The organism is Mesorhizobium sp. WSM4829 (genome assembly GCF_055811475.1).
The window spans coordinates 176150-192981 of the sequence record NZ_JBVVQJ010000001.1; the positions used below are offsets into that span (position 1 = coordinate 176150).

17 protein-coding genes are annotated in these 16832 nt (G+C 63.7%); 9 read left to right on the plus strand and 8 right to left on the minus strand.

The annotated features are described in order from the left end of the window. Positions 1–57 precede the first annotated feature (57 nt). The 4 genes from AC0L17_RS00710 to AC0L17_RS00725 all read right to left on the minus strand — a co-directional run bounded on the left by AC0L17_RS00710 (position 58) and on the right by AC0L17_RS00725 (position 3072). Complete coding sequence (locus AC0L17_RS00710; RefSeq protein WP_473514382.1) at positions 58–738, minus strand: GNAT family N-acetyltransferase; 681 nt, start codon at positions 736–738, stop codon at positions 58–60. After that, positions 722–1225 (minus strand): MarR family winged helix-turn-helix transcriptional regulator, encoded by a 504-nt coding sequence (locus AC0L17_RS00715; RefSeq protein WP_084646854.1) that lies wholly within the window; start codon positions 1223–1225, stop codon positions 722–724. Before AC0L17_RS00715 ends, AC0L17_RS00710 begins: the two co-directional genes overlap by 17 nt. 162 nt (positions 1226–1387) lie before the next feature. Next, positions 1388–2149: an ABC transporter permease gene (locus AC0L17_RS00720; protein WP_473514383.1), complete on the minus strand. Its 762-nt coding sequence runs from the start codon at positions 2147–2149 to the stop codon at positions 1388–1390. Then, a complete protein-coding gene (locus tag AC0L17_RS00725; protein WP_473514384.1) occupies positions 2146–3072 on the minus strand; it encodes an ABC transporter ATP-binding protein in 927 nt (308 codons plus the stop codon). The genes AC0L17_RS00720 and AC0L17_RS00725 overlap by 4 nt, the downstream gene beginning before the upstream one ends. Between AC0L17_RS00725 and AC0L17_RS00730 the strand changes: the two genes are divergently transcribed. The 7 genes from AC0L17_RS00730 to AC0L17_RS00760 all read left to right on the plus strand — a co-directional run bounded on the left by AC0L17_RS00730 (position 3059) and on the right by AC0L17_RS00760 (position 8735). Continuing rightward, the gene (locus AC0L17_RS00730; RefSeq protein WP_156941598.1) at positions 3059–3220 is read left to right on the plus strand and encodes a hypothetical protein; all 162 of its coding nucleotides are present in this window, start codon (positions 3059–3061) and stop codon (positions 3218–3220) included. The two genes, AC0L17_RS00725 and AC0L17_RS00730, sit on opposite strands and share 14 nt — an antisense overlap. A 70-nt stretch (positions 3221–3290) precedes the next feature. Beyond that, positions 3291–4649 carry a cytochrome ubiquinol oxidase subunit I gene (locus tag AC0L17_RS00735; RefSeq protein WP_027154716.1) on the plus strand — a complete coding sequence of 453 codons (1359 nt, stop codon included), beginning with the start codon at positions 3291–3293 and terminating at the stop codon, positions 4647–4649. Between the two features lie 10 nt (positions 4650–4659). Continuing rightward, positions 4660–5664: a cytochrome d ubiquinol oxidase subunit II gene (locus AC0L17_RS00740; RefSeq protein ID WP_473514386.1), complete on the plus strand. Its 1005-nt coding sequence runs from the start codon at positions 4660–4662 to the stop codon at positions 5662–5664. Positions 5665–5879: 215 nt separating this feature from the next. Further along, entirely contained in the window at positions 5880–6650 is a 771-nt protein-coding gene (locus AC0L17_RS00745) for a transporter substrate-binding domain-containing protein (RefSeq protein WP_128169341.1), read from the plus strand. A 40-nt stretch (positions 6651–6690) separates the two neighbouring features. Further along, a complete protein-coding gene (locus AC0L17_RS00750) occupies positions 6691–7362 on the plus strand; it encodes an amino acid ABC transporter permease (protein ID WP_473514387.1) in 672 nt (223 codons plus the stop codon). A gap of 10 nt (positions 7363–7372) precedes the next feature. Next, positions 7373–8032, plus strand: coding sequence for an amino acid ABC transporter permease (locus tag AC0L17_RS00755; RefSeq protein WP_473514388.1), 660 nt, complete (start codon positions 7373–7375; stop codon positions 8030–8032). Continuing rightward, positions 8010–8735, plus strand: a complete 726-nt coding sequence (locus tag AC0L17_RS00760) for an amino acid ABC transporter ATP-binding protein (RefSeq protein WP_473514389.1) — start codon at positions 8010–8012, stop codon at positions 8733–8735. Before AC0L17_RS00755 ends, AC0L17_RS00760 begins: the two co-directional genes overlap by 23 nt. A 170-nt stretch (positions 8736–8905) precedes the next feature. Here AC0L17_RS00760 and msrA read toward each other — a convergent pair whose 3' ends face one another. The 4 genes from msrA to AC0L17_RS00780 all read right to left on the minus strand — a co-directional run bounded on the left by msrA (position 8906) and on the right by AC0L17_RS00780 (position 12436). Further along, positions 8906–9646 carry a peptide-methionine (S)-S-oxide reductase MsrA gene (gene msrA / locus AC0L17_RS00765; RefSeq protein ID WP_473514390.1) on the minus strand — a complete coding sequence of 247 codons (741 nt, stop codon included), beginning with the start codon at positions 9644–9646 and terminating at the stop codon, positions 8906–8908. A 187-nt stretch (positions 9647–9833) separates the two neighbouring features. After that, positions 9834–10127, minus strand: a complete 294-nt coding sequence (locus AC0L17_RS00770; RefSeq protein ID WP_473514391.1) for a hypothetical protein — start codon at positions 10125–10127, stop codon at positions 9834–9836. An 85-nt stretch (positions 10128–10212) separates the two neighbouring features. Continuing rightward, a complete protein-coding gene (locus AC0L17_RS00775; protein ID WP_473493610.1) occupies positions 10213–10947 on the minus strand; it encodes a DUF1223 domain-containing protein in 735 nt (244 codons plus the stop codon). Positions 10948–11368: 421 nt separating this feature from the next. After that, positions 11369–12436 (minus strand): TadE/TadG family type IV pilus assembly protein, encoded by a 1068-nt coding sequence (locus AC0L17_RS00780; protein ID WP_473514392.1) that lies wholly within the window; start codon positions 12434–12436, stop codon positions 11369–11371. Positions 12437–12596: 160 nt separating this feature from the next. On the opposite strand from AC0L17_RS00780, the gene lepA reads away from it, so the two are divergent. Then, positions 12597–14402 carry a translation elongation factor 4 gene (lepA, locus tag AC0L17_RS00785; RefSeq protein WP_473514393.1) on the plus strand — a complete coding sequence of 602 codons (1806 nt, stop codon included), beginning with the start codon at positions 12597–12599 and terminating at the stop codon, positions 14400–14402. A 252-nt stretch (positions 14403–14654) separates the two neighbouring features. Next, entirely contained in the window at positions 14655–16676 is a 2022-nt protein-coding gene (locus AC0L17_RS00790; RefSeq protein ID WP_473514394.1) for a hydantoinase/oxoprolinase N-terminal domain-containing protein, read from the plus strand. Positions 16677–16832: the final 156 nt, after the last annotated feature.

Genomic DNA, 16832 nt, shown 5'->3' on the forward strand with positions numbered 1-16832 from the left:
ATTTCGTCGATACGAAATCCTTCCTTTTCCTGATGCGCGGGAATGCGCCTGATGGGCTCATTCGGCGCGCTGAACCACGGCCACGTTCATCATGCTTCTCAACCTGAAGCCAATGGACTCGTATAATCCGATGGCCGTGGTGTTGCTGGCAAAGGCGTGGAGATAGGGAACTTCGCCGCGCGCCGCTATCTGGTTTGCCACGAACAGCGACAGCAGCCTGCCCAGGCCACCGCCCCGAAATTCCGGATGTGAGCACACGCCGCTAAGTTCGGTATAGCCGGGTTGCTTCATGCGTTCGCCGGCCATCGCCGCAAGTCGGCCCTCGATCTTCACACCCCAAAAATCGCCGAGGCTCAAGGCTTCGAGCGTGAATGGGCCAGGCTTGGTGACCAATGCCAAGGCGAGCATCTCAGCTGCATCGTCTCGCGTCAGACGTTGCACGCGCTTGTCGGAGACCATCTGCAATGGCCGCTCGGCAATCATCTGAACCCCGGGCGCGGTCGAAGTCGCCGAAAGTTCCGCGGGCAGAGCAATGGCGTCCGCCTGAAGCAGGATCGCACTCTCGCCTGGGGAGACAAGTTTTCCGAGCGCCTGCAGGCTTTCCGCATCGTCCGCGGCACTGGCGGCGAAGGGAGCTATCGAGGGCCGATACCGCATGGCGAGGTCGTCACCTTGCGCGAAGGCTTGGTGTCGCGTCCGAAGCGCGCTCCACACGGGACGGTCAAGCAGGTATTTCATCGCGTGGCACTTCCGGCTTCTTTACACGACGGTCGAGAGGCGCCGCGGCGAGGCCGTCCTCGATGGCGGCCAGCTGATCAAGAAGCGGTCCAGAAAGATCCGCGCACAGATCCGCGACGGCATTCTCGATGCGCGGCCAGACGTCGTGCTTTGCAACATCGACCAGCCGCTGGCCGTGCAGGGTGAGGCAGACAATCCTGCGCCGCTGGTCATCATCCGATGGACTGACCTCGACCAGTCCCAATTCGGCCAGAAGCGACACGCTCCGCGTTACACCTGGCTGTGCGACCCCGAGGGATTGCGCCAGTTCCCCGACTGGCAGCGGGCCCAGCCTGTCGAGCGCAGCCAGCAGCGGGTACTGGCTCGACTGAACCGGCACATCGAGGCAGTCGAGCAGGCGCTGCGTATCCGCCTGCAATTGCTCGCCAATACGCTTCAGCCTGCTGCCCAGGCACAGGAAGCCAAGGGACCTTACGACGTCTTCCATAATCAACCTGCCAGCCAATTGATAACACGATATATAACATTATATGGAAATCAAGCGCCGCCATCGCACGGCCGCTTTCAAGCGTCGTCACCAGATTTGGTCGTCTTGGGTCGGGAACATCGCTCGGATGCTGGCGCTGCGTCGCCTGGGCAGGCCGTTCGGTCAGTTCCGCAGCCGGTAGCCGGTCCTGAAAATCCACGCGACGATCGCTATGCAGATAAGCAGGAAAACCACGGTCATGCCGAGGCTGATGCCGATCGAGACGTCGGACTTGCCGTAGAAGCTCCAGCGAAAGCCGCTGACCAGATAAAGGACAGGGTTGAACAGCGTCACCGTGCGCCAGGTGCCGGGCAGCATGTCGATCGAATAGAAGCTGCCGCCAAGAAAGGTAAGCGGCGTGATGATCAGCAGCGGCACCAGCTGCAGCTGCTCGAAGCTCTTCGCCCAGATGCCGATGATGAAGCCGAACAGGCTGAAGGTCACCGACGTCAGCACCAGGAAGGAGAACATCCAGAACGGATGCTCGATGGTCAGCGGCACGAACAGCGACGCGGTCCCCAGGATGATCAGGCCGAGTATGATCGACTTGGTCGCCGCACCCCCGACATAAGCGATGATGATCTCCAGATAGGACACCGGCGCCGACAGCAGTTCGTAGATCGAGCCGACGAATTTCGGGAAATAGATGGCGAAGGAGGCGTTGGAGATCGACTGCGTCAGCAGCGACAGCATGATCAGCCCCGGCACGATAAAGGCGCCGTAGCTGATGCCGTCGATCTCGGTGATGCGCGAGCCGATGGCCGAGCCGAAGACGACGAAATAGAGCGATGTCGAGATGACCGGCGAGACAATGCTCTGCAGCACGGTCCGAAAGGCGCGCGCCATTTCCATCTTGTAGATCGCCCAGACGGCTCGCAGGTTCATGCGCCCTTCCTCACCAGGTTGACGAAGATCTCCTCGAGCGAGCTGTTTTGCGTGTCGATATCGCGGAACTGGACGCCGGCCGTCTCAAGGTCGCGCAGCAGCGAGGCGACGCCCGGCCGCTCGCTCTGGTTGTCATAGGTGTAAGTCAGTCGATCACCGTCCAGCGAAAGCTCCAAAGCGTAGCGCGACAATTTCTCGGGTATGGTGGCGAGCGGGCTGCGCAATTCCAGCAACAGCCTTTTGCGGCCGAGTGTGCGCATCAGTTGCACCTTGTCCTCAACCAGCACGATCTCACCGCGATTAATGACGCCGACGCGGTCGGCCATCGCCTCGGCCTCCTCGATATAGTGCGTGGTCAGGATGATGGTGACGCCATCCTCGCGCAGCCGGCGCACCATCGCCCACATGTCCTGACGCAGCTCGACGTCGACGCCGGCTGTCGGCTCGTCGAGGAACAGCACCCTCGGTTCGTGCGACAGCGCCTTGGCGATCATCAGCCGCCGCTTCATGCCACCGGACAGGGTGATCGCCTTGGCGTCCTTCTTGTCCCACAACGACAGGTCGCGCAGCACTTTCTCGACAAAGGCGTGATTGGCCGGCTTGCCGAACAGGCCGCGGCTGTAGTTGACCGTCGCCCACACACTCTCGAACGCGTCGATGGTCAGTTCCTGCGGCACCAGCCCGATGAGGCTGCGTGCGGCGCGATAATCGCGGCTGATGTCGTGGCCGTCGACGCTGACCGTGCCCGACGAGCGGTTGACGATACCGCAGACGATCGAGATCAGCGTCGTCTTGCCGGCGCCGTTCGGCCCGAGCAGCGCAAAAATCTCGCCGCGCTCGATATCGAGGTTGATCTCCTTCAGCGCTTTGAAACCGGTGGCGTAGGTCTTGGTGACCCCGGAAATGGCAATGATCGATGGCATGGTTGAAAAACGGCTGCTTGAAAGGAGGTCTGTTGATTTTAGTCCGCTGAATGTCGGTGCGCGCGGCCGGAAGTCAATGGCACTCCTGACATTCTGGACATCGGCGCATCCACCGCTGCGCGGTCCTGCGGCGTTCCGCCTCGCGTGACGCCACGCCGCTTTGACCGCCTGGCGCATCCGGCCTATCTTCCCTGACATAGCAGCAGCCGGAGCCCGCCATGGACCCGCTCATCCTTTCGCGCATCCAGTTCGGCGCCAACATCTCGTTCCATATCCTGTTTCCGGCTATCACCATCGCGCTTGGCTGGATGCTGCTGTTCTTCAAGCTTCGCTACAACGCCACCGGTGATACCGCCTGGATGCGCGCCTATTTCACCTGGGTGAAGGTGTTCGCGCTGTCCTTTGCCATGGGCGTGGTTTCGGGCGTCACCATGAGCTTCCAGTTCGGCACCAACTGGCCGGGTTACATGGAGACCGTCGGCAACATCGCCGGCCCGCTGCTCGCCTATGAGATACTCACCGCCTTCTTCCTCGAGGCGGCGTTCCTCGGCATCATGCTGTTCGGCTTCCGCCGCGTCTCCAACCGCATCCACACGCTGGCAACCGTGCTGGTGGCCGGCGGCACCACCCTGTCCGCCTTCTGGATCATCGCGCTCAATTCATGGATGCAGACGCCGGTCGGCTTCGAGATGCGCGACGGCGTAGCCCACGCTACCGACTGGTGGGCGATCGTCTTCAACCCGTCCATGCCCTACCGGCTCGTCCACATGCTGCTTGCCTCCGGCCTGACGGTTTCGTTCCTGATCGCCGGCCTGTCGGCGCTGCGCTATCTCTATGGCGACCGTTCGGAATCGATGTGGAAGGCCTTGCGCACCGGTGTTTTCACCGCGGCGATCCTGATCCCCATCCAGATCTTCGCCGGCGACCAGCATGGCCTCAACACGCTCGAGCATCAGCCGCAGAAGATCGCCGCCATGGAGGCCAACTGGAACACCGGCCCCAACGTGCCGCTGGTCCTTTTCGCGCTTCCCGACGAGGCGGCAAGGGAGAACAAATACGAGATCACCATCCCCGATGGCGCCAGCCTCATCCTCAGGCACAGCGCCAGCGGCGTTGTGCCGGGGCTGAACGACTATGCCGGCAACCACCCGCCGGTGTTCCCGGTGTTCTGGGCTTTTCGCATCATGGTCGGCACCGGCGTCCTGATGCTCGTCGTCTCCTGGTCGGCCGCCTTTTTCCTCAAGCGCCGGCACAGCCTGCCGAGACCGCTGGCGCTGGTGATGGTGCCGATGGCGCTGTCCGGCTGGCTGGCGACGCTGGCTGGCTGGTACACCACCGAGATCGGCCGCCAACCGTGGCTGGTCACCGGCGTGCTGAAAACTGTCGATGCCGTCGGCCCGGTCGCCGGCAGCCAGGTCGCGCTGTCGCTCGCGGTCTATCTCATCCTCTATGCGCTGCTTCTGATCGCCTATCTCGGCGTGCTGGTCTATCTGGCGCTGAAGGCGGCGAAGGACGGCGATGCCTCGCCGCTGCCGGGCGTTCTCGACGCGCCGCTGTCGCAGCCGGCGGCGAAATAGGAGAACGGCGATGACCCTCGACTGGCCGACATTGCTCCCCCTCATCTTCGCCGGCCTGATGGGCCTTGCCATCCTGATCTACGTCATCCTCGACGGCTTTGATCTCGGTATCGGCATCTTGTTCGCAGCCGCCGAGGACGCCGAGCAGGACACGATGATCGCCGCAATAGGCCCGTTCTGGGACGCCAACGAGACCTGGCTGGTGCTGGCCGTCGGCCTGCTGCTGGTCGCCTTCCCGCTGGCGCACGGCACCATCCTCACCGCGCTCTACATTCCGGTCTTCCTGCTCCTTGTCGGCCTGATGCTGCGCGGCGTTGCCTTCGATTTCCGGGCCAAGGTGCCGGCCGGTCACAAGCATCGCTGGAACCGCATCTTCTTTCTCGGCTCGGTCATCGCATCGCTGGCGCAGGGCTACATGCTGGGGATCTATGTGCTGGGCCTTGATGTCGGCCTCGGCGGCATGGCCTTCGGCGCGCTGGTGGCGCTCTGCCTTGCCGCCGCCTACGCGGCGATGGGCGCAGCCTGGGTCATCTACAAGACGGAAGGCGAATTGCAGAAGAAGGCGGTGCTATGGCTGCGCCGGGCGCTGGTGCTGACCGCGCTCGGCATGGTCGCCGTCTCGCTGGCCACGCCGCTCGCCAGTCCGCGCATCTTCGACAAATGGTTCGTCTGGCCGGCCATGCTCTATTTGTCGCCGCTGCCGGTCCTGTCGGCGGTGCTGTTCGCATGGCTGTGGCGGCAGACATTCCATCTGCCTAAGGCCGGCGACCGCCATGCGCTGACGCCGTTCCTGACGCTGGCCGCCATCTTCACGCTGGGCTTTGCCGGCCTCGCCTGGTCGTTCTATCCCTTCGTCGTGCCCGACAGGCTTACCATCTGGCAGGCGGCGTCCGCGCCGGAAAGCCTCGCCATCATCCTGGCCGGCACGGTGGTGGTGCTGCCGATCATCATTTTCTATTCGTTTTATGCCTACCGCGTCTTCGGCGGCAAGGCGACGGATCTGACCTACGACTGACTGGCAAACCGCCGAACTGCACAATATTTAGGCAGTCGATTGCTCGGGCGGCAGCGGCTCGTGAAGACTGCCTTGCCAATCCCACCTTGCCAATCCCGCCGGGAAAGTCCGATTCGCAGCGATTTCGATGGTTTGGCATGTCTGTTGCTTTGCCCTGGCGACCAATTGGTTTTGTCCAGTCAAAGGGAAAGATAATGAACCGTCGCAATGTCTGCATGCTGGCCTTCGCCGCCGCCGTTGGAATGGCCATGGCTTCGTCTCCGCAGGCGCGGGCCGACGCCTTGAGCGACATCGCGGCGCGCGGCACCGTCCGCATCGCCGTTCCACAGGATTTCCCGCCCTTCGGCAGTGTCGGCGCCGACATGACGCCGCAAGGCTACGACGTCGACATCGCCAATCTGATTGGCGAAAAGCTCGGCGCCAAGGTCGAGATCGTCCCGGTCACCAGCGCCAACCGCATTCCCTATCTCCAGACCAACAAAGTCGACCTGGTCATTTCCAGCCTCGGCAAGAATCCCGATCGCGAGAAGGTCATCGACTTTTCCGAAGCCTATGCTCCGTTCTACAACGGCGTGTTCGCTCCGGCAGACGTCGCCGTCGCAAAAGCGGAAGACCTCGCCGGCAAGACCGTTGGCGTCACCCGCGGCGCGATCGAAGATCTCGAACTGACCAAGGTTGTGCCCGCGAGCGTCGAGATCAAGCGCTACGAGGACAATAACGGCACGATTTCGGCTTTCCTTTCGGGCCAGGTCGAGGTGATCGCGACCGGGAATGTCGTCGCCGCCGCCATCCTCGAAAAGAACCCGCCCAAGCGGCCGGAGCTCAAGTTCCTGATCAAGAACTCGCCTTGCTACATCGGCATGAACAAGGAGCAGCCGGCGTTGATGGCCAAGATCAACGGGATCATCGCCGCCGCCAGGTCCGATGGCGCCCTCAACGCCATTTCGCAAAAATGGCTGAAGGTGGACCTGCCGGCTGAGCTGTGATCGCCGCCCGCCGCGTGTGGCTGAGGTCGGATAGCAAGCCATGACCTATCAGTTCGATTTCAGCTGGCTGATCGGATCTCTGCCGGTGCTGCTCAAGGGCATCCGGATCACCGTGCAACTGATCCTGATCGGCGCGGTGTTCGGCGTCGCATTGGGCATCGCCTGCGCCTGGGTGCGGGCGCTGGGGCCGAAATGGCTAAAACCCGTCGTTGCGACCTATGTCGAGCTGATCCGCAACACGCCCTTCCTCATCCAGCTGTTCTTCATCTTCTTCGGCCTGCCGTCGCTTGGCATCAGGATGTCGGAGCTGACCGCCGCCAACCTCGCCATGATCGTCAATCTCGGCGCTTACAGCTGCGAGATCATCCGCGCCGGCATCCAGGCCACGCCGCGCGGCCAGTTCGAGGCCGGCGCCAGCCTCGCCATGACCCCGTTCCAAGCCTTCTGGCACGTGGTTCTGGTCCCGGCGCTGCAGCGCATCTGGCCTGCGCTGTCGTCGCAGATCGTCATCGTCATGCTGGGTTCGGCCGTCGTTTCGCAGATTGCCGCTGAGGACCTGACCTTCGCCGCCAACTTTATCCAGTCGCGCAATTTCAGGGCCTTCGAAACCTACATCGTCTCCACCTTGATCTACCTGGCGCTCGCCATCCTGCTGCGCCAGCTGCTGGCCGGCCTGGGCGGGATGCTGTTCCCGAGGAAGGCGTCGCGATGAGACAGGCGCCATGACCGAGTTCAGCTTCTGGGACATCCTGCGCAACCTGCTTCTGGCCGCCCGCTGGACCGTTGTCCTCTCGCTGGTCTCCTTCATCGGTGGCGGCATCGTCGGCGCGGCCCTGCTTTTCTTGCGCATCGGCGGCCGGCGTGGGGTGCAGTTTCTGTCACGCGGCTACATCCAGCTGTTTCAGGGCACGCCGCTGCTGATGCAGCTCTTTCTGGCTTTCTTCGGGCTTGGCCTGTTTGGCATCGACGTTCCCGCGTGGCTTGCCGCCTGTGTCGCGCTCATCCTGTGGACCGCAGCCTTCCTCGCCGAAATCTGGCGTGGCTGCGTCGAGAGCATTGCCAAGGGCCAATGGGAGGCGTCAGCCAGCCTCGGCATGGGTTATCTCCAGCAGATGCGCTACGTCATCCTGCCGCAGGCACTGAAAGTGGCGGTGCCGCCGACCGTCGGCTTCTCGGTGCAGGTGGTGAAGGGCACCGCGCTCACCTCGATCATCGGCTTCGTCGAACTGTCGAAGGCCGGTTCGATCGTCACCAACGCGACATTCCAGCCGTTCACCGTCTATGGCCTGGTCGCGCTCATCTATTTTGCTTTGTGCTGGCCGCTGTCGAAATCCAGCCAGCTCCTGGAAAGGAAGCTCAATGTCGCTCATCGCAATCACTGAGGTGAAGAAGGGCTTCGGCGACAACGAGGTGCTGAAGGGGATTTCCATCGACGTCGCGCCGGGCGAGGTCGTCGCCATCATCGGCAAGAGCGGTTCGGGCAAGTCGACGCTGCTGCGCTGCATCAACGGGCTGGAGACCATCGATGAAGGCTCGATCGTCGTCGCCGGCGCCCAGTTCCTGCCCGACGAGGTGCATCTCAAGGCGCTGCGCCTGAAGGTCGGCATGATTTTTCAGCAATTCAACCTGTTCCCGCATCTCACCGCCGGCGGCAATGTCATGCTGTCGCAGATGGTGGTTAAGAAGACGCCGAAGAAGGACGCCGAAGCGGTCGCGCGAAAAATGCTCGACCGCGTCGGCCTCGCCCACAAGTTCGATGCGCTGCCGGACGAATTGTCCGGCGGCCAGCAGCAGCGCGTGGCGATCGCCCGGGCGCTCGCCATGCAGCCCATCGCGCTGCTATGCGACGAGATCACCTCGGCGCTCGATCCCGAGCTCGTCGCCGAGGTGCTGGCCGTCGTCAAGGAATTGGCGGCGGAAGGCATGACGCTGGTGATGGTCACCCACGAGATGCGCTTTGCCCGCGACGTCTGCTCGCGCGTCGTTTTCATGCATCAGGGCCGTGTCCACGAGATCGGCGCCCCCGAGGACGTTTTTTCCAATCCCAGGACGCCGGAGCTCCGGCAGTTTCTGGGCGTGCAATAAGCTTTGTTGATATTCAGCCGGCCTGCACCCGGCGGTACTCGCGTACCCGAAAGTGCGCTCCGTTCCGGTTCTCGGAATCCACCATTTTCGGCGCGGCCTGACCTGTACCTCACCACACCTGACGCCGACATGCGTCCATTAGGACGCACCAAGTACATACTGGCAAAAGATCAGCTCTTGTTGCCGGCCAGCACCAGCACCGGCTTGTCGCTGTAGAGGTCTGGGAATAGCGTCTTCAAATTCTCGACCTTGGGCAGGTCGTTGTAGACGATGTAGGGATAGGTCGGGTTCAGCGTCAAAAAGTCCTGGTGGTAGTCCTCGGCCGGATAGAATTTTTTCCCCGTCTCCAGCGTGGTCACGATCGGCTCCGGAAACACCTTGGCCTTGTCGAGCTGGGCGATATAGCTCTCGGCGATCTTCTTCTGCGCGTCGCTTTCGGCAAAGATCGTCGAACGGTATTGCGGGCCGCGGTCCGGACCCTGGTAGTTCAGCTGCGTCGGGTTGTGCGCGACCGAGAAATACACCTGCAGCAGCTGGCCGTAACTGACTTTGGACGGCTCGTAGATGATCTCGACGGCCTCGGCATGCCCGGTCCGGCCGGTGCCGACCGTCTCGTAGACGGCGGTGTCCTTGTCGCCGCCGGCATAGCCGGAGACGGCGCTGGTCACGCCCTTGACGTGCTGGAACACGCCTTGCACGCCCCAGAAGCAGCCGCCGGCGAAGATCGCCCTGGCGGTGCCGGCGGCGGGTTTTTCGTCCATCGCCGGTGGCGGGATAACCACCGCCGCCTCGGCCGCGATCGCCGGCGTCTGCCACAAGGCGGCGCCGGCCGCCGCGAGCATCAGCACCGCAAGCGCGCCCCAGGCGAATTTCTTCGACCGTTTCGCGGCGGGTTCTCCAATGCCAGTCATGTCTGATCTCCCATGATGGTGTTGTGACTATAGAACATATTGGCCCGCCGGCGTCTCACATTGCCGTGCGTGTTGGGCCGTGCGTATTTGGAACACGGCGCCGGCGCAGGGTGCCCCAGCGGGCCGCAAGGGCCCGTCCCAGACCTGGACAGGAAACGGCCAGGGCCAGGGACTGCCGAGGCGGGACCTACTTGGCCATGCCCATCGCGTCGCAGGCCTTTGTTGCCTCATCCTTCTTCATCGCGTCGGTCTCCATGGCTGCCTTGTCCGTGCATTCCTTCATCTTTTCGGCGGCCATCGGGTCGGCCGGCTTCATCGCGTCGGTGGCCATCGCATCGGCGGGCTTCATGGCATCCGTGGCCATCGGGTCAGCGGGCTTCATCGCATCTTCGGCACGGGCGATGCCGCCGGCAAAAAGCACCGTCGAGCAAAGCGTCGCTAGGGCGAGCGCCGGCAGCGTCAGGCGGGTGAAGTTGATCATGGTGGTCTCCTCTGGGGTTGGTGGCGCGCTGATGCGGCCGGCATGTGCGGCGCCGCTCGTGCGGCGTTACGCAAATCTCGAGAGTCTAGTTTGTCGCGGCGGCCAGGATCTGTCCGCCAGCTGGCACTTGCACCAGCACCGCGGTGCTGAGCCCGCTCGCGGCCGCCGGCAGCGGCAGCGCGAGGGCATCGCCGGTCCAGGCGCCAAGCCTGGAGAGGGAATGCACGACATTGGCGTGCGGCAGCGTGCGTCCGGAGTTTTCGCCGCGCGCCACCGGCACTTCGATGACGCCTTGCCGGTAGCGCACCAGCCAGATATCGGCCTTGCCGCCCGGCACCGGGCCGGCGCCGATGGCGATCTTGCCGCCGTCGAGCGACAGCGAGGGTCCTTTCGCGCGGCCGCTGCTCGAAATCAGCTGCTCGATCTCGCCGGGCCGGGCGCCGACCGCATCGGCGTTGCCATTGACCACCACTTGCGGCGTGAAAGGACCCGAACGGCCGAGCGACGGCTCGTAGCGGACCTGGCGCTGGGTGAATTCCTCTCTGCCGAAAGTGTCCTTCCAGCCGAGATAGTCCCAGTAGGTGACGTTGAAGGAGAGCGCCAGCACGCCGGGCTGGTCCTTGAGCTTGACCAGATTGGCGTTGGCCGGCGGACAGGACGAGCAGCCCTGGCTGGTGAACAGCTCGACCACGGTGAGCGGCTGGCCGGCGGCCGCCCCCGTTACCGAAAGCCCCGTTGCAAAAAGTATCGTCGCCGAAAACAGCGCCGCCGCGCCTGCGCGCGTCGCGCTCCTGCTGCGTTTTGCTTTTGATCCAGTCATCGGCTGTCCTCCGCTGCGACGGGCTTCGAGCGCCGGTCATGTCCACACTTCGCCGCCGCAGAGCGGTTCGTTACAGCCATCACCGCTTCGTGATCGGAAGGGTCATCGTTTTTGCGACGCTGGAGATTGGCGAAAGCGGGTGCGACATACAATCTCCCTCCTTGTGGGGGAGATGTCCGGCAGGACAGAGGGGGGCGACGTAGAGCGCGACAGTAGGCCTTGCGTGCAAGTGGCGTCGGGACACTTCATAACGCCAGGTTGATGCATCGATAACCGGAGAGGCGGTCGAATCTCCTGGCAACAGGGGTGGATCACGGCGGCGCGATTTTCAATCTTGGCAAGGCCGCGGGACAGCGCCCCCCTCTGGCCTGCCGGCCATCTCCCCCACAAGGGGGGAGATTGGCAGCTCGGTCGCCTGCCCCTACTGCGTAAGCACTGTTTGCGAAGGCCGTTGATTGAAGTCGCACTTGCCGGTCACGGTGTAGAAGAAGTCGGCATTGGACACCGGAGCCGGCACGGGATTTCCGCCGTCCTCCCAGGCCTGCTGGCTGGATTGGCCGCACGGCACCGCGGTGAAGATGTCCACCTTCTCGCCGTTCGCGACCTCGACGCCGTCGATGTACAGCCGGTTCGATGTCGCCGAATCGTTGGATTTGAGCACGGGTGGCTTGGGCGGGTTTGCTCTTGCGGCATCCGGCACATCCATCTGCAGAAACAGTGAGTCCATAAGGCTGACATCGATCACCGCGCCGGCGCCGTTCGCGGGATACATGGTGTTGGTGCAGGTGGTCAGGTATTTCTTGTTGCCGCTAACCTGGGTGATCGCCCCGGTTGGCAGGTTATTGAAATTCTGCACCGTCTTGGTCGTGCATTTTTGTTCCTGGACCTTCGTCTCCGTCGCTCCATTGACCGTATAGACCGTCGACGTGCCGTAGCCTTTCGGATCACCAAAGTTGTTGTAGACATAGGTGATCTTCATCAACGGGTTGACCGCCGTCTCGGTGAATTTCGTGCCGTAGAGCGACACCGTCTTGTTCCAATGGCCCGACACCTTTTGGACCTTGAACGTGGTCTGCACCAGCGCCGGCCTTTTGCGCACCGCCGATGCGACGCCGATCTGCACGGTGTCGACGCGGGCGATCTGCATGAAGTTCGTCGGCATGGCAAAGCTGGCCGAAGCATTGATGCTGGCGGTGCCGTCGGCGGCGACGACGAAGCCGTCGAGCTTGGCGGTGCCTTGCCCGCTATTGGCCGCAAACGACTCCTGCAGTTTCACCTGACGGTCCGCCAATGACGTGCTGGTCGGCAGCGTGGTGATCGCCAGGGTCGCGGCATCGAGCGCATTCTGCATCGAGCCCTTGGTCGCAACGGCCGCGTTATAGTCGACCGAGAGGCCCAGAGCGGCACACATCGGGATAATTATGATGGCGAGTATCGGCGCTAAGGAGCCGCTCTCGGAACTGAGAAAATGGCTTCCGGACAGTGGCATTTCGTGTTCCCCAAAACGGTAACAGGTCGTGTCCTGTCACGCAGGCCGCGAATTATGCCTTAATCTGATGGAGCAAAGTTTAACGACGCTGCGATCGCCGGCGGCTCATGCGGCGCCCGGCCGCTTGCCCGGGCAAGCTGCCCCTGCTAAAGCGCCCGACATGACCACGCCGATCAAGAACATCCGCAATTTCTCCATCGTCGCCCATATCGACCATGGCAAATCCACGCTTGCCGACCGGCTGATCCAGCTGACCGGCGGGCTGGAGCTGCGCGACATGAAAGAGCAGGTGCTGGACTCGATGGATATCGAGCGCGAGCGCGGCATTACCATCAAGGCGCAGACCGTGCGGCTGAAATACCACGCCAGCAATGGCGAGGATTATATCCTCAATCTGATCGACACGCCCGGCCATGTCGACTTCGCCTATGAAGTGTCGCGGTCGCTGGCCGCCTGCGAGGGCTCGCTGCTGGTCGTCGATGCCTCGCAAGGCGTCGAGGCGCAGACATTGGCCAATGTCTATCAGGCCATCGACAACAACCACGAGATCGTCGTGGTGCTGAACAAGGTCGACCTGCCGGCCGCCGAGCCCGAGCGCATCCGCGAGCAGGTCGAGGAGGTGATCGGCATCGATGCCTCCAACGCCGTGCTGATCTCGGCCAAGACCGGCCTCGGGATTCCCGATGTGCTGGAGGCGATCGTCAACGATTTGCCGCCGCCGCGCGAGGGCGACATTGCTGCCCCGCTCAAGGCGATGCTGGTCGACAGCTGGTACGACGCCTATCTCGGCGTCATCGTGCTGGTCCGCATCATCGACGGCGTGCTGAAGAAGGGCCAGACCATTCGCATGATGGGCACCGGCGCCAAGTACCTGGTCGAGCGCACCGGCGTCTTCACGCCGGCCCGCATCAATGTAGACGAACTCGGCCCCGGCGAGTTCGGCTTCTTCACCGGCTCGATCAAGGAAGTCGCCGACACCCGCGTCGGCGACACCATCACCGAGGACAAGCGCCAGACGGCACAGGCCCTGCCCGGCTTCAAGCCGGCGCAGCCGGTGGTGTTCTGCGGCCTGTTCCCGGTCGACGCCGCCGATTTCGAGGATCTGCGCGCCGCGGTCGGCAAGCTGCGCCTCAACGACGCGTCCTTCTCGTTTGAAATGGAAACCAGCGCCGCACTCGGCTTTGGCTATCGCTGCGGCTTCCTTGGCCTGCTGCACCTGGAAATCATCCAGGAGCGGCTGGAGCGCGAGTTCAACCTCGACCTCATCGCTACCGCGCCCTCGGTTGTCTACCGGCTGCTGTTGAACGACGGCACGACGAAGGAATTGCACAACCCGGCCGACATGCCCGACGTGGTCAAAATCCAGGCCATCGAGGAGCCGTGGATCCGCGCCACCATCCTCACCCCTGACGAGTATCTCGGCGGCATCCTAAAACTCTGCCAGGACCGGCGCGGCATCCAGGCCGACTTGTCCTATGTCGGCAAGCGCGCCATGCTGACCTATGACCTGCCGCTCAATGAGGTCGTCTTCGACTTTTACGACCGGCTGAAGTCGATCTCCAAGGGCTACGCCTCCTTCGACTATCACCTTACCGATTACAAGGAAGGCGACCTGGTCAAGATGTCGATCCTGGTCAATGAGGAGCCGGTCGACGCGCTGTCGATGCTGGTCCACCGCACGGCGGCAGAAAAGCGCGGCCGCCAGATGTGCGAAAAGCTGAAGGAACTGATCCCGAACCATCTGTTCAAGATCCCGATCCAGGCGGCAATCGGCGGCAAGGTCATCGCCCGCGAAACCATCTCGGCGCTGCGCAAGGATGTCACTGCCAAATGCTACGGCGGCGACGTCTCGCGCAAGCGCAAGCTGCTCGACAAGCAGAAAGAGGGCAAGAAGCGGATGCGCCAGTTCGGCAAGGTGGATATCCCGCAGGAGGCGTTTATCCAGGCGCTGAAGATGGGCGATTGAGGGGGTAACGCTGGAATCTCCCCCCTCGAGGGGGAGATGGCCGGCAGGCCAGAGGGGGTTGCTGCGCATCAAGCGCCGACTCCTTCTTTCGCCTGTAAGAGATTGGTGCTCCACGCGAGGCGACCCCCTCTGTCGCCTTCGGCGACATCTCCCCCTCAAGGGGGGAGACTAGGCGCCATTGGCCCAGCGCTCTCGGCTTTATCCGCCGGCGCGTATCGGCTAAGGGCGGGGAGCAAAATTCCGGATCCGCCAATGACCGCCAAATACTCCCCCCTGTTCCTCGGCATCGACACCGGCGGCACCTATACCGATGCCGTGCTGTGGTCGGAAGCCGGTGGCGCTAACGGAAAGGTTCTGGCCAAGGCCAAGGCGCTGACCACCCGCCACGATCTGGCGGTCGGCATTTCGGGCGCGGTCGATGCGGTGCTGCAAAAAGCCGCCACCGATCCGGCAGCCATAAAACTGGTGTCGATGTCGACGACGCTTGCCACCAACGCGCTAGTCGAGGGCCAGGGCGGCCGCGTCGCGCTGGTGATGATCGGCTTTTCCGAGGGCGACCTTGCCCGCGACGGGCTGAAGGCCGCACTCGGCACCGACCCTGTCGTGTTCTGCCCCGGCGGCCACGATGTCCACGGCAATGCGGCAAAACTCGATCTGTCCGGGCTGGAGGCTGCGCTGCCGGAACTCGGCGCCTCGGTGTCCGGCTTTGCCGTCTGCGCCTATTTCGCCACCCGCAACCCGGCGCACGAGCTTGCCGCTCGCGACCTCATTCGCGAAAAGACCGGCCTGCCGGTCACCGCCAGTCACGAGCTTTCGGCCAAGCTCGGCGGCCCACGCCGGGCGCTGACGACGCTGCTCAACGCCAGGCTGATCTCGATGATCGACCGGCTGGTGGCGGCGACCGAGGGCTTTCTTGCCGCGCGCGGTATCGCCGCCCCGCTGATGGTGGTGCGCGGCGACGGCGCGCTGGTTTCGGCCGCCTTCGCCCGCCAGCGGCCGATCGAGACGATTCTTTCAGGCCCGGCCGCCAGCCTTGTCGGCGCTCGCCACATGACCGGCCTCGACAATGCAGTCGTCTCCGACATCGGCGGCACCACCACCGACGTTGCCGTGCTCGACCAGGGCCGTCCCAGGCTTGACCCGGAAGGCGCCACTGTCGGCGGCTTCCGCACCATGGTCGAGGCGGTCGCCATGCGCACCTTTGGACTCGGCGGCGATTCCGAAGTGACGCTGGAGGATGGCGCGCTCAACCCAAGAATCCTGCTCGGGCCGCGCCGCCTGGTGCCGCTGGCGCTGGCCGGCATGATGCATGGCGAAGCGGTGACCGTCGAACTGGAACGCCAAATCCGCGCGGCCAACCCCAGCCGCATGGATGGCCGGCTGGCGGTCAGGACTGGCGTGCCGGAGCGGCTGGCTGCCGGCCTGACCGGCGCCGAGGCCAAGCTTTATGAACTGATCGGCGCGACGCCGCTCGCCGTCGACCGGCTTTTGACATCAAATGCCCAGAACGCCACCTTGAACCGGTTGGTGTCGCGCGGGCTGGTGCATATCGCCGGCTTTACGCCGTCGGACGCCTCCCATGTGCTGGGCAAGCAGGCCAACTGGGATGCCGCCACGGCTCGGCTCGGTGCCGAGCTGTTCGCCCGCAAGCGCGACGGCCGCGGACAGGCGATCGCCGCCTCACCGGAGGCGATCTCGGAACGGGTGCTGACCACGCTGACCCGGCTGTCGGCGGAAGTCATCCTCGAAACCGCCTTTGCCGAGGACGGGCTGGATGGCGCGGCGACCGTGGCGCACGCGCTGGTGCAGCGCGCCGTCGACGCGCATCCCGGCATCGCACGGCTGAGCGTCGCGCTCGACCGCCCGGTCATCGGCCTCGGCGCCTCGGCGCCGCTGCATTATGCCGGGCTGCCACCGCTGGTCGGCCATGACTGCGTGGTGCCCGAAGATACCGATGTCGCCAATGCGCTCGGCGCCGTCGTCGGCCAGGTCAGGGTTTCGGCGGAGGCGCGCGTCAGCCAGCCCCAGGAAGGGCTGTTTCGCGTCGCCTCGGGCGAAAGCGTGCGCGACTTCAATGACGAGGCGGCGGCGATCGCGGCAGCGGAAACCGATGTCCGCGCCATTGCCGCCGGGCGGGCCAGGGACGCCGGCACCGACAGCGCCGAAATCGAGATCGCCAGCGAATTCCGCGTCTCGACCGTCGAGGGCCAGCGCATGTTCATCGAGGCGCATGTTGTGGCGGTGGCGTCGGGCAGGCCAAGGATCGCGGTGTAGGGCGCCTTGTGGGAGAAGGGGAGCCGCACCAGCCGGCGTCAACGCAAGGGTGAGGCGGCATTCGAAATGGAAGCGAATTGCCCTACCTTCACCCTAAGCTGAATTGACCCTGCCACCCTGACATGTCAAAGGCCCGGCCAAAGCCTTTCGTCTGGA

Excerpts from the sequence above, each read along its gene's own strand:
- AC0L17_RS00710 (WP_473514382.1), bottom strand. The coding sequence starts at position 738 with ATGAAATACCTGCTTGACCGTCCCGTGTGGAGCGCGCTTCGGACGCGA.
- AC0L17_RS00715 (WP_084646854.1), bottom strand. The coding sequence starts at position 1,225 with ATGGAAGACGTCGTAAGGTCCCTTGGCTTCCTGTGCCTGGGCAGCAGG.
- AC0L17_RS00720 (WP_473514383.1), bottom strand. The coding sequence starts at position 2,149 with ATGAACCTGCGAGCCGTCTGGGCGATCTACAAGATGGAAATGGCGCGC.
- AC0L17_RS00730 (WP_156941598.1), top strand. The coding sequence starts at position 3,059 with ATGATCGATGGCATGGTTGAAAAACGGCTGCTTGAAAGGAGGTCTGTT.
- AC0L17_RS00725 (WP_473514384.1), bottom strand. The coding sequence starts at position 3,072 with ATGCCATCGATCATTGCCATTTCCGGGGTCACCAAGACCTACGCCACC.
- AC0L17_RS00735 (WP_027154716.1), top strand. The coding sequence starts at position 3,291 with ATGGACCCGCTCATCCTTTCGCGCATCCAGTTCGGCGCCAACATCTCG.
- AC0L17_RS00740 (WP_473514386.1), top strand. The coding sequence starts at position 4,660 with ATGACCCTCGACTGGCCGACATTGCTCCCCCTCATCTTCGCCGGCCTG.
- AC0L17_RS00745 (WP_128169341.1), top strand. The coding sequence starts at position 5,880 with ATGCTGGCCTTCGCCGCCGCCGTTGGAATGGCCATGGCTTCGTCTCCG.
- AC0L17_RS00750 (WP_473514387.1), top strand. The coding sequence starts at position 6,691 with ATGACCTATCAGTTCGATTTCAGCTGGCTGATCGGATCTCTGCCGGTG.
- AC0L17_RS00755 (WP_473514388.1), top strand. The coding sequence starts at position 7,373 with ATGACCGAGTTCAGCTTCTGGGACATCCTGCGCAACCTGCTTCTGGCC.
- AC0L17_RS00760 (WP_473514389.1), top strand. The coding sequence starts at position 8,010 with ATGTCGCTCATCGCAATCACTGAGGTGAAGAAGGGCTTCGGCGACAAC.
- msrA (WP_473514390.1), bottom strand. The coding sequence starts at position 9,646 with ATGACTGGCATTGGAGAACCCGCCGCGAAACGGTCGAAGAAATTCGCC.
- AC0L17_RS00770 (WP_473514391.1), bottom strand. The coding sequence starts at position 10,127 with ATGATCAACTTCACCCGCCTGACGCTGCCGGCGCTCGCCCTAGCGACG.
- AC0L17_RS00775 (WP_473493610.1), bottom strand. The coding sequence starts at position 10,947 with ATGACTGGATCAAAAGCAAAACGCAGCAGGAGCGCGACGCGCGCAGGC.
- AC0L17_RS00780 (WP_473514392.1), bottom strand. The coding sequence starts at position 12,436 with ATGCCACTGTCCGGAAGCCATTTTCTCAGTTCCGAGAGCGGCTCCTTA.
- lepA (WP_473514393.1), top strand. The coding sequence starts at position 12,597 with ATGACCACGCCGATCAAGAACATCCGCAATTTCTCCATCGTCGCCCAT.
- AC0L17_RS00790 (WP_473514394.1), top strand. The coding sequence starts at position 14,655 with ATGACCGCCAAATACTCCCCCCTGTTCCTCGGCATCGACACCGGCGGC.